This is a genomic window from Cohnella sp. (genome assembly GCF_041641335.1).
In the GTDB taxonomy this organism is placed as follows: domain Bacteria; phylum Bacillota; class Bacilli; order Paenibacillales; family Paenibacillaceae; genus Cohnella.
Window position 1 is genome coordinate 15,945 of the sequence record NZ_JBEPYQ010000099.1, and the last position, 11,312, is coordinate 27,256.

At 62.6% G+C, this 11,312-nt stretch carries 8 protein-coding genes; 7 read left to right on the forward strand and 1 reads right to left on the reverse strand.

Annotated features, from left to right (window positions below; translation table 11 throughout):
* Window positions 1-373: 373 nt before the first annotated feature.
* The 7 genes from ACESLM_RS25245 (at window position 374) to ACESLM_RS25275 (ending at window position 7,929) form a co-directional block, all read left to right on the forward strand.
* Window positions 374-1,375, forward strand: coding sequence for a beta-ketoacyl-ACP synthase III (locus ACESLM_RS25245; protein WP_372635949.1), 1,002 nt, complete (start codon window positions 374-376; stop codon window positions 1,373-1,375).
* A complete protein-coding gene (locus tag ACESLM_RS25250) occupies window positions 1,365-2,606 on the forward strand; it encodes an ATP-grasp domain-containing protein (RefSeq protein ID WP_372635952.1) in 1,242 nt (413 codons plus the stop codon). Before ACESLM_RS25245 ends, ACESLM_RS25250 begins: the two co-directional genes overlap by 11 nt.
* Entirely contained in the window at window positions 2,603-3,601 is a 999-nt protein-coding gene (locus ACESLM_RS25255; RefSeq protein WP_372635954.1) for an NAD-dependent epimerase/dehydratase family protein, read from the forward strand. Before ACESLM_RS25250 ends, ACESLM_RS25255 begins: the two co-directional genes overlap by 4 nt.
* Window positions 3,598-4,461 (forward strand): MBL fold metallo-hydrolase, encoded by an 864-nt coding sequence (locus ACESLM_RS25260; protein ID WP_372635957.1) that lies wholly within the window; start codon window positions 3,598-3,600, stop codon window positions 4,459-4,461. The genes ACESLM_RS25255 and ACESLM_RS25260 overlap by 4 nt, the downstream gene beginning before the upstream one ends.
* On the forward strand, window positions 4,458-5,786 hold the full coding sequence (locus tag ACESLM_RS25265; protein WP_372635960.1) for a F390 synthetase-related protein: 1,329 nt from the start codon (window positions 4,458-4,460) through the stop codon (window positions 5,784-5,786). The genes ACESLM_RS25260 and ACESLM_RS25265 overlap by 4 nt, the downstream gene beginning before the upstream one ends.
* Window positions 5,774-6,937 (forward strand): GNAT family N-acetyltransferase, encoded by a 1,164-nt coding sequence (locus tag ACESLM_RS25270; protein WP_372635963.1) that lies wholly within the window; start codon window positions 5,774-5,776, stop codon window positions 6,935-6,937. The genes ACESLM_RS25265 and ACESLM_RS25270 overlap by 13 nt, the downstream gene beginning before the upstream one ends.
* 125 nt (window positions 6,938-7,062) lie before the next feature.
* Window positions 7,063-7,929, forward strand: a complete 867-nt coding sequence (locus ACESLM_RS25275) for an SDR family oxidoreductase (RefSeq protein ID WP_372635966.1) — start codon at window positions 7,063-7,065, stop codon at window positions 7,927-7,929.
* 45 nt (window positions 7,930-7,974) lie between these two features.
* Here the strand turns inward: ACESLM_RS25275 and ACESLM_RS25280 are convergent, their stop codons facing one another.
* On the reverse strand, window positions 7,975-11,163 hold the full coding sequence (locus ACESLM_RS25280) for a bifunctional cytochrome P450/NADPH--P450 reductase (protein WP_372635969.1): 3,189 nt from the start codon (window positions 11,161-11,163) through the stop codon (window positions 7,975-7,977).
* Between the last annotated feature and the right edge of the window lie 149 nt (window positions 11,164-11,312).

Sequence of the window (11,312 nt, forward strand, 5' to 3'; positions counted from 1 at the left end):
GGTGGTTACAGCTCCTTCAGTCTGGCTTACAGTGGGGGTGCTCGATTTTCTAATCCAGTCCCGGGAGGTGGCGCTTGTGTTTTACTTCTATTTTCTGCTTGCACTTATGTTCGGAGGGGTCGGCGTTCTGTATCTGTTCGGCAAAAGCATCGTCAAGGCGGAGCAATAAGGTCTTACCCATCAGCCCGGGCCGCGATCGGTTCGGGTTATTTGACGTGTCCCGATCCGGCGACAGGAACCCGCGCGGCTTATGTCGAACATGTATGTTTGCAGTCGAATAACGGAGGTACCAGGCGAAATTGGTACTTTTCGGTCCGTCCTCTTTCAGGCACAATGAACTTGCGGGAACGATACGCGGGAAGGAGATCTCTCTATGAACATTCGCAAAGTCAAAATATACGGAACGGGCAAATACATGCCCGGCCGCCCGATCTCCGATCTGGAGATGGATGATCGACTCGGCGTTTCCCGGGGCTGGACGCGCAGGGTGACGGACATCGTCTCCCGGCATTATGCCGGAGAAGACGACACGGCATCCGCTATGGGCGCGAAAGCCGCCCAGGCCGCCCTGCAGGCCGCGAACCTGAAGTTCACCGACATGGATTGCCTCGTCGGCGCAAGCGGTACCAAGGAGCAAGCTCTCCCCTGCTCCGCCGTATTCATTCAACGCGAGTTGGGGATGGAGCAGTCCGGCGTCCCCGCCTTCGATATCGATTCCACCTGTCTCAGCTTCCTGGCGGCGCTTGACGCCATGTCCTGCATGATCGCGGCCGGAAGATACCGCTACGTGCTGATCGTCACGTCCGAGATCGCATCCGTCGGCCTCGATTGGCGGCACAAGGAAAGCGCGGCGCTGTTCGGGGACGGAGCCGCCGCCGTTGTCCTCGGTCCGGCGGAGGACGGCGAGCCGTCCGCCATCGTCGGCGCCTCCATGCGCACCTACAGCGCCGGAGCCGCCTTCTCCGAAATTCGCGCGGGCGGCACCAGGCGGCACCCGAACGGCTATCGTCCCGCCGCCGCTGACGACTATTTGTTCCGGATGGACGGTCCGGCCATCTACAAGATGGCTTCTCGCCTGCTGCCCGACTTCACCGAGGAGCTGCTGCAATCGGCGGGAACGAGCATGTCGGACTTGAAAGCGGTCATCCCCCACCAAGGCAGCGCGATGGCCGTTCGCCTCATGCGCAAGAAGCTGGGCATAGCCGAGCGCCAGCTTGTCTATATTACGCCGAACCACGGCAATACGATCGCCGCCTCCCTCCCGATGGGCCTTCATGAAGCGATCCGGACGGGACGGATCGAGCGGGGAGACCGCGTGCTGCTGATCGGCACGGCGGCGGGATTGACGCTGGGAGGGCTGATCCTTGACTATTGAGACGGGATCGGAACCGCAGCGCGTTCTCCTTACCGGAGGCCGTTCTCCGGCGGCTTTGGAGCTGGCCCGCCTGTTCCGCGCCGCCGGCCATCGGGTTTACGCGGCCGAATCCGCGCCCTATCACCTGTGCCGGGTATCCCGTTCCGTCGAACGAAGCTTCCATGTCCCCCCGCCCACCGAAAATTCGGAGAAGTACGCCGCGGCGCTGTGCGCGATTGCCGAACAACACCGCATCGACGCGCTGATTCCGACTTGCGAGGAGATTTTCCACGTTTCCAAGGAGCTCGACCGATTCGAGGGCGTTTGCCGCGTGCTGGCAGCGCCTCTAACGGAACTGGACTCTCTCCACCACAAAGGAAAATTCATAGAAACCGCGGAGCGCCTCGGACTTCCCGTGCCGGACACGGTGACGCTGGACACGCCGGACGGCTGGCTGCAGCTGCTGGACAGCCCCCGCTTTGCCGAAGGCATCGCGCTCAAGCCGGCCTATTCGCGATTTGCTTCGCGCACGCTGATGCTCGATTTGCGCCGTACCCCCTTGCCGGATTTCCGCCGTGAGGAAATCGCGCGCAAGCTGGCCGGGGCCGACGTGTCGGACCGCCGTCCCTGGATCGCCCAGGAGCTGCTGCGCGGCGAGGAATGGTGCACCTACAGCGTGGCGCACGAAGGCCGGATCGCGGCTCACGCCGCGTACCGCAGCCGTTATCGCGCCGGCCGGGGCGCCAGCATCCATTACAAGCCGGCCGACCAGCCGCAGCTGTTCCATTGGGTCCGGCGCTTCGTCGCGGGACTCGGCTTTACCGGGCAGATCGCCTTCGATTTCATGGTGTCGCCGGAAGGCGCCGTCCTGCCGATGGAATGCAATCCGAGGGCGACGAGCGGAGTGCATCTGTTCGGATCGGACGGCCGCCTGGCGGAAGCGCTGCTGAGTCCCTCCGCTCTTCTGGCGGCCGGACGAATCGCCTCTCCCGCCGCACAATTAAGACAAGGCGCGATGCTCTCGGCCGCGATGCTGAGCTACGGACTAGTCCAGGCCGTCCGCGAACGAACGCTCGGCGAATGGCTGCGCGCTTGGCGAAACAGCCGGGACGTCGTGTACCGCCGGGAAGACCCGAAGCCTTTCGCGGAGCAGTTCCGGCTGCTCGCCTGGACGCGCCAGACGGCTGCCCGGCAGCGCCTGACGCTTCAAGAAGCGTCTACCTCGGATATCGAATGGAATGGTGAACGATGACAAAAGTATTGGTAACGGGAGCAACTGGATTTCTGGGCCGGGCGACGGCCGTTCGCTTGCGCGATCTAGGATGGGACCTGACGGGGCTCGGACGCGACGAGAAAATCGGGCGTCAGCTGGCCGCGCTGGGTATCCCCTTCCTTCAGGCGGATTTGCGCAACCGGCAGCAGATCGAAGACGCCTGCGCCGGACGCGACTACGTCATCCACTGCGCGGCGCTGTCTTCTCCGTGGGGAACCTACCGAGACTTCTACGAGACGAACGTCGGCGGCACGGAGCATGTCGTCTCCGGCTGCGTTCGTCACGGGGTTCGCAGACTGGTCCATGTGTCCACGCCAAGCGTTTACTTCAATTATAGAGATCGGCTGCTTGTTTCCGAGAAAGAGGAGCTGCCCCGCAAGCCGGTGAACGCCTACGCCGCCACGAAGCTGATGGCGGAACGGGTCGTTGCGGATGCGGCCGGCAACGGATTGTCTTCGATCATCGTGCGGCCCAGAGCCGTATTCGGTCCGGGCGATACGTCGTTGTTCCCTCGGCTGCTGCGAGTGAACGATTCGCGCGGCATTCCGCTTATCGGCGGCGGCGAGGCGCTGCTCGATCTGACCTATGTCGACAACGCGGTCGACGGGCTCGTTCAGGCGTGCAATGCGCCGGAAAGCGCCGCGGGCGCGATCTACAATCTGTCGAACGGAGAGCCCGTCAAGCTGATCGAACTGCTGCGGCGGTTATTCGCTCTGCTGGAGCTGCCGCTGCGTACCCGACGCGTCTCCCGGCCTGCCGCCCTTGCGGCAGGAAGCGCAATGGAGTGGCTGTACAGAGCGTTCCCGGCGATTGGCGCGGAGCCGCCTTTTACCCGCTATACAGTCGGCCTGCTGGCCTACAGCCAGACGCTCGATCTGGCCCAAGCGCGCCAAGCGCTGAACTACGAACCGCTAATCCCGCTCGACGAGGGCTTGCGCCGATTCGCGGACTGGTGGAGGAGCAACCCGTCATGAACCGAGAGAATCCCGTCCAGGTCGAGCTTATGCTCCTGTCCGCCGGCTATTGCCTGCATCCCGAATTCGTGACGCTGCAGGGCGGCTCGCTGCGATCGGCCGCCTATCCGGCCGGCTTCGCCTGCATTCGCCACCCTTCGCACGGCTGGATTTTGTTCGATACCGGCTACTCTCCGCGATTTCGCGAGCTGACCGGTTCTTTTCCCTATTCGCTGTATCGCCGACTCACGCCCGTCATTCTGCATGAGGATAACACCGCCGTCCGGCAGCTCGCCCGGCTCGGCATTGCCGCGGAGGACGTCCGCAGTGTCATTCTCTCACACTTCCACGCCGACCATATCGGAGGCGCGCGGGACTTCCCGTTCTCCCGCTTTCTGTATCCCCAAGCGGCCTACGAAGCCGTTCGAAGCCTAGGTCCCTTCCGGGCGACCCGGGCAGGCTTCGTCGCTGGACTGCTGCCCGATCGCTTCGCCGAAACCGCGCAGTCGATCGAATCGCTGGCCAAGCAAGTCCCCCTGCCGGACAACATTCCGTTCTATGAAGGCTACGATCTGCTCGGTGACGGCAGCCTGATCGCGATCGCCATGCCGGGACACGCGGCGGGCCAGATCGGCCTGCTGCTGTCCACATCCCGCGCGCGCGTGCTGCTCTGCGCCGACGCCTCGTGGTCGAGCCGGGCGCTTCGCGACAACCGTCCGCCCCATCCGGCGGCAGGGCTGGTCATGCATGACCGCGCGGCGTACCGCGACTCGTTCCGCAGGCTTCGAAGCTGGCAGGCGTCCGATCCCGGGCTTATCGTCGTTCCGAGCCATTGCAGGGAGTTCTACGATATCGACAGCCGGGAGGTAAGACGCTTATGATTCGGGACGCCCTTGCTTTTATCAAGCACTACAGAAGCGGAAAAAAACGAGGCGGAACTACGAATCGCCAAGCGTTCGAAAAGATACTGGAACGGCTCGTCGTCCGGCACGTCTCGCAAGTCCGCGAGCGTTCCGCCTTTTACCGGGAATGGTGGGGTTCTATCCCGTCGGAGCAGTGGCGTTCTTTCCCGACGATCGACAAGTCGGTGATGATGGCGCACTTCGACAGCCTCAATACGGCGGGCATCGCGAAAGCGCAAGCCTTCGCGGTGGCGGAGGCGGCCGAAGCTTCGCGCGACTTCAAGCCTGCCATCGGGAACGTGACGGTCGGACTGTCCTCGGGCACGTCCGGCAATCGCGGACTGTTTCTCGTCGACGCGAGGGAGCGGGCCGGATGGGCCGGCGCGGTGCTCGGCAAAATGCTGCCCGGCTCCCTCCTGTCTCGCTGTTCGATCGCCTTCTTCCTGAGGGCGAACAGCAATTTGTACGAATCGGTGGGCGGCAAGCGGCTGTCCTTCGAATTTTACGACCTGCTCGATCCGCTGCCCGATCAGCTTAAGCGGCTTGAACGCCAGCGGCCCGACGTCATCGCCGCCCCTCCCTCCGTGCTGCGCCGCCTTGCAGAAGCCGTCCGCTCCGGCAAACTGCGAGCGAAGCCGAAGCGGATCATCTCCGTCGCCGAGGTGCTGGACCCGCTCGACCGGGAATACATCAGGGAGGCGTTCGGCCAGACCGTCCACCAAATCTATCAATGCACGGAAGGGTTTCTCGGCTGCACCTGCCCCTATGGCACGCTGCATCTGAACGAGGATCTCGTCTATATCGAAAAAGAGTACGTACCCGGCAAAGACCGAACGTTCGTGCCGATCGTGACCGATTTCTCCCGCACGACCCAACCGATCGTCCGCTACCGGCTCAACGATCTGCTGACCGAGAGCGAGCAGCACTGCCCGTGCGGCTCCCCGTTTACGGCCATCGAGCGGATCGAAGGCCGCTGCGACGATATTTTCTATGCGACGGGCGGCGGAGTCGACGAAGACGAAGCGCTGGTCACGATCTACCCGGACTTCGTCACGCGCGCGATTATCGGCGCTTCTCCCGCTATCGCGCAATACCGGGCGATCCAGACGGGACTGGACGAATGGACGGTCGAGCTTGAGCTGCCGGAGGCGGAGCGGGACATGGCCGAAGAGCGGGTTCGCGCGGCAATCGCCGCGTTGTGCGGCCGCCTTCGCTGCCGTACGCCGCGAATCGTCTTCTCCGCCTACTCGCATGAAGCCGGCATCGCGAAGCTGAGGCGCGTAGAAAGGAGATGCAAGCTTTGAAGCCCCGAATCGAGCTGTACGAAGCGGCCGACGCGAGCGAACTCGAGTGGCCCGACAACGAATACGGCCGCTATGCCAAGCGGTATTTGCTGCCTCTTCTACAGGAAGATTCAGAGCGGTTCGTACGGAACGTCCGTACCCGGATCCTCGTGCTGACGGCGGACGGGATTCCGCTTCCAATCACCGTGAATGAAGAGGAGTACGACAACAGCTACGTCTGTTCCCCGTACACCCACTATGTCAGCTACGCGAAACAGGAGCTTATTTTGCTGGGCAACCGCGCGCTCATTGCCGGACTGGACGCGCTTCTATCCGGAATCGGCCGCCTGCTGAAGCTCAGCGGCTTTAACCGGGTCGTGCACGTCAACAACTGGCTTCTGTCGACCAATCTGTACCCGGAGCTGAACGCCACGCAATGGGACGCCGTGCTGGACAAGCTGGTCGCCCGCTTCCCCGGGCATACGATCGCCTTTCGCTCGCTTAATCCGTCTCTCAATGCGCCCATGCTGAACCTCCTTCGTTCCAAGGGCTGCCTGCTCGTCCCGAGCAGACAAATTTACTTGCTGAGAACCGGCGATGCCGGCTTCGGCAACGCCAAATCCCGCTGGCTGCTGAAACGGGACGGCGCACTGGCGGCCAAGGAAGGCTACGAGACAGTCGGACCCGGCGACGTAACCCGGCAGGATCTCCCCCGCATCGCGGAGTTGTATCGTCTGCTGTATCTCGATAAGTACTCCTGGCACAATCCGCAATTCACGGAACGTTTCCTGGAGGAAGCGCTCGATAACCGCATATTGGAGCTGCACGGATTTCGCCGCAACGGAAGGCTTGACGCGGTTCTCGGCTTCTACGCCAGGGACGGCGTGATGACGACGCCTTTGTTCGGCTACGACACTTCGCTGCCTCAGGAGCTCGGCTTGTACCGGATGCTGTCCGCCCGGCTCATCGAATTGGCAAGTGAGCGCGGATTTCTGCTGCACGAAAGCTCCGGCGCGGCCCAGTTCAAGCGCAATCGGGGCGCCGAGGCGGAGATCGAATTTTCTGCGGTTTACGTGCGGCATCTGCCGCTGAGGCTCCGCATGCCTTGGGCGACGCTCGGCAAGCTGTTAAACCGCATCGGAGTGCCGCTGCTGAGAAAGTACAAGCTGTAGCGCAGAATATGCCATCTCCCCTCCCCGGGCGGCAAGCCCCAAGGAGCAAATCGTGGTAGACTGGGAGAGACGGTACGAACGAACAGCAGTTCCCTATCATTCGAGCAGCAAAAGGAGGTTGACCCATGTCGACCGTTGAGCGAATCGCCCTCGTAACCGGAGCCTCCAGCGGCTTCGGCCTTTTGATTTCCACCGCCTTGGCCCGCGGCGGGTACCGGGTCGTGGCCACGATGCGCGATCCGGATCGCCGGGAACCGCTCATGCAGGAAGCGGACAGACTCGGCGTCGGAGACAGGCTGGAGGTCGTCCGGCTTGACGTTACCGACTCCGCCTCGATTGAAGCGGCCGTCGCGCATATTATGGAACGCTACGGCCGGATCGACGCGCTCGTGAATAACGCCGGCTACGCTGTCGGCGGGTTCTCCGAAGAAGTGCCGCTGGAAGCGTGGAGAGCGCAGATGGAGACGAACTTCATCGGCGTCGTCGCCGCGACGCAGACCGTTCTGCCCATCATGCGCCGACAGCGCGAAGGAACGATCATCCAGATCGGCAGCGTCAGCGGGCGGATCGGCTTGCCCGGCTACGGAGCTTACGCCGCTTCCAAGTTCGCGGTCGAAGGCTTCAGCGAGAGTCTGCGGCTCGAGGTGGCGCCCTACGGCATCCGGGTATACCTCGTGGAGCCCGGAGCCTATCGTACGCCGATCTGGGACAAAGGCTTCGCCACGATTCATGCCAAGCCCGACTCCCCTTACGGGAAAATGCTTAACTCCGTGCTCGGTTTCGCCCGCAAATCGGCCGAATCCGCCCCGCATCCGCGGGAAGTCGCCGAGCTGGTCGCCCGGCTGGCAGCCTCCGGCCGCACGCGCAAGCTAAGACATCCGATCGGGCGAGGAGCCCGTTCGCTGGTGACGGCCGTCCGTTTTCTGCCCTGGCGCTGGATCGAAACCGCGATTCGCAAGACGCTGGACCGCGGCGCGGCGAATGAAACTTAATGGCATTAAATTCGTCCGATTCTTGACGGCCCAAGACCTTCTTTGCTATTTTCCGACCCACACGTCTTTTGCGTACCGGCCTTCATGCTCCAGGGCGAGCAGCCAATCCGCCGCTTCCTGCGGCGTCGCTCCCAGCTCGTCGCGAAATGCCTGCAGCAGCGCGGCTTCGACGTCGGGCGCCATCCTGACGCCGTCTCCGCAAATGTAAAGATGGCCTTGCCCGGATAACAAACGAATGATTTCGGCGGCGTTGCGGGACAGCAAATGCTGCACATACGTTTTGGACTTTTCTTCCATCCGCGAATAGGCGGTATGGAGGGTAACGATGCGCTCCTTCTCGTACAGCTCCAGCTCTTCCCGGTACAGATGATCCGCCTCGCTCCGGCAGCCAAAGAACAGATGAGCCTCGCCAAGCACGGCTCCTTGCTTCTTCAGCTCCGACCGCGCCTGAAGGAAACCCCGGAACGGGGCCACGCCCGTTCCCGGCCCGACCATGACGATCGGCGCTGCCGGATCTTCCGGCAGACGGAAGCCCGATTCGGGCGAGCGGACGAATACGAGCACGTCGTCGCCCGCTTGACGGCCGGCCAAGTAAGTGGAAGCGACGCCGCGATATTCTCTCAATCCGCTTCGGGCCGGCTCCCGGACGACGGAGACCGTTACGCTGAGCCGTTCCGGCTGGACGCGCGGCGAGCTGGAGATCGAATAGTAACGCGGTTTAAGCGGCGGGAGCAGCTCCAGAAACTTCTCGAAGGGCAGCTCGCACGCTTCGTATTTGTCGAGCAAATCCAGCATCGATACGCGCGGGTTCAGAATGCGCTCCTCGTAAGCAGCCTCTTCCAAGCAGCTCTCCAACTCGCGCTTATGGGGCGGGCAGACCGTATACGCGACCATCTCCCGCAACTGCGCGCGGGTAGCCGGCTCCTGCAGCTCCACGCAATGGCTGAGCAGATCGGCTGCGTTCACGGGTCGGTTTAGCGGCAGATGCGCAGCGCCGCTCCCCTCCGCGGTCAAGATCAATTGGCTGCTCGCGTTAAGACGAAAGCGGCGAATGACGCGGTCGACGTTGTCCTTGCCGTTAACCGGCAGTATGCCGAGGTGATCGCCCTCCCGGTACGCCGTTCCTGCCGGTACGGCGATTTCGAGATGGCGCGTGCTCCGCCCGCTGCCCTCCGACTGAAGCTCGCGGTTGTCGCGCACGGCGGCGTACGCCGCGCCGTAGGTCCGCGCGAAGGGAACTTCCGGCGGCGCGTTGACGAACCGAACGCCCAGCGCCGGCCCTTCCCGCCCCTCGTCTCCGCCGACGTTCAGCTCGAACGTTCTGCCGATATCCGCCCACAGCGCCCGCCTCCACTGCCCGAGCTGCTTTTCCATATCGCCTCCGGCATCGGCTTCCGCCCGGGCGGAAATTCTGAGGCCGCCCTTCCGCTCAAGCTGCTCATCGATATATCGCGGTACGCTCTGATACGTGTTCGACCAGTTGCGGTCGCCGCAGCCGAGCACTGCGTAGCGCACGCCTTCCAGTTCCCCCGGCTTGGCCTGCTCCAGCCATTTCACGAAGCCCGCGGCATTCTGCGGAGGCTTGCCGTTATAGGACGCGGTCACGATCAGCACCGCTCCGTCCGTCGGCAGCTTGCCGGCCCAATCGTTAAGCCGCGCGACCTCGCTCTTTATGCCGAATGCGCGGGCCGAATCGGCCGCCGCCCGGGCAATGCCTTCCGCCGTTCCGAGGTTGGAGCCGTACAGCACGAGCAAGGACGTCTTCTCCGCCCCCGGCACGGCGGTCGGAGCAAGCGGCTGGCGCTCCTCCTGCTGCCCGGCGATCTCTTCCGCCGCCGCCGAAACCGGGCTTGACGCCGATACTTGCTGTCCAGGACGAAGACGGACGCGCATCGTGAAGTCGCCGGGCTTAATCGTCAGATTCTGCTTCACGTCCAATTGATAGTCGCGGTGGTCGATCAGCTCGAAATGCCGGACAATCATGCCGAGCACAAGCGTCGCCTCATACAGCGCGAACTGCATGCCGATGTAGGCGCGCTCTCCGTTGCCGAACGGCTTGTAGGCATGATTCGGCACCTTGGACGGATCCTCGAATCGCTCCGGGCGGAACGAGTCGGCATCCTCTCCCCATGCCTCCTTATCGCGATGAAGCTGCGGCAGCAGCACGCTGACGGTGTCTCCTTTTTTCATCGGATACTGCCCGCCGATCACCGTATCCTCCTTGGCGTACAAGTCGAACCCCGGAGCGGTCGGCCACAGGCGCAGCGACTCGTTCAGGATCATGCGGACGTACTTCAGTTGGGTAACCTGCTTGTGCGTCGGGATCGACCCGGTCAGCACGCGGTCGACTTCCTCGTAGGCGTTCTTGAGCGCGGACGGATTTTTCAACAGAAAATAGAGCGCAAAAGACAGCAGACCGCTCGTCGTCTCGTGTCCGGCAATGAGGAAGGTGATGATCTGGTAGCGGATGTTCTCATCGTCCAGCGTCTCCCCCGTCTGCGGGTCTTTGCCGCTCAACATGCGGGCCAGCAGATCGACATCGCCATGGCTCCCCTTTGCCTTGCGCTCGGCGATAATTTTGTCCACCAGTTCGAACATCGTCGCGATATCTTCCTGGAACTGTCTCTTCGTCTTGACCCTAAAGAAATTCTGGATGCCGAGCCGTCCGCTCCGGTTCATCGCCTCGTTCAGCGCGCGCACCATGCTGACGATAAACGGGCTGTGGCTCTCCTTGTAGAAGCTGTTGAATCGATAGTTAAAGCCGCATAAACCGATCGTATCGAGCGTAAGCCGGGTCATGTCGTCGGCCACGTCGATGCTCTCGTCGGAATTCAGCCGCGCCCATTTCTGCACAAGTTGCAGGGCGATATCGGTCATCCTATCGTGGTAACCCTTCATCGCCTGCTGGCTGAACGTCGGCAGCAAAATGTTGTGCGCCTTGCGCCAGTTCGGCTCGTGCGTCCAGCTCGTGAACAGCCCGTCGCCGCTGAAGGCGCGCACGTTCTGCAATTCGCTGTAGACGTTCTTGTCGAACCGGGATACGTCGCACACTTCCGCCGCAAGCTGATGTCCCGACACGACAAGCAGGGAAAATCCGGGGCCCCGCAGCCGGTAGATCGGGCCGAGTTCCTCCGCCAGCTTGCACATGGACAGGGTCGGCTTTTCTTTATCGATCAAAGACAGATGGCCAAGCAGGCCATAGGATTTCGGTTCGGGAACATAACCGGTCTTCATCGCGTTCCACATCCTCTCCGATCGGATATCGTCAGCGGCGATCCGCGCCTGCCGCCACACCGTGATACAACGTGTCGATTACCAGCTTCGCCGCCGATTTGCCGGCGATGCGCCCCTCGTGCACCTGCTGCCAGGTGACGAACAGCAGC

Bases quoted from the DNA above. Each gene is read 5' to 3' on its own strand.
- ACESLM_RS25245 (WP_372635949.1), top strand. From the start codon at position 374: ATGAACATTCGCAAAGTCAAAATATACGGAACGGGCAAATACATGCCC.
- ACESLM_RS25255 (WP_372635954.1), top strand. From the start codon at position 2,603: ATGACAAAAGTATTGGTAACGGGAGCAACTGGATTTCTGGGCCGGGCG.
- ACESLM_RS25260 (WP_372635957.1), top strand. From the start codon at position 3,598: ATGAACCGAGAGAATCCCGTCCAGGTCGAGCTTATGCTCCTGTCCGCC.
- ACESLM_RS25265 (WP_372635960.1), top strand. From the start codon at position 4,458: ATGATTCGGGACGCCCTTGCTTTTATCAAGCACTACAGAAGCGGAAAA.
- ACESLM_RS25270 (WP_372635963.1), top strand. From the start codon at position 5,774: ATGCAAGCTTTGAAGCCCCGAATCGAGCTGTACGAAGCGGCCGACGCG.
- ACESLM_RS25275 (WP_372635966.1), top strand. From the start codon at position 7,063: ATGTCGACCGTTGAGCGAATCGCCCTCGTAACCGGAGCCTCCAGCGGC.
- ACESLM_RS25280 (WP_372635969.1), bottom strand. From the start codon at position 11,163: ATGAAGACCGGTTATGTTCCCGAACCGAAATCCTATGGCCTGCTTGGC.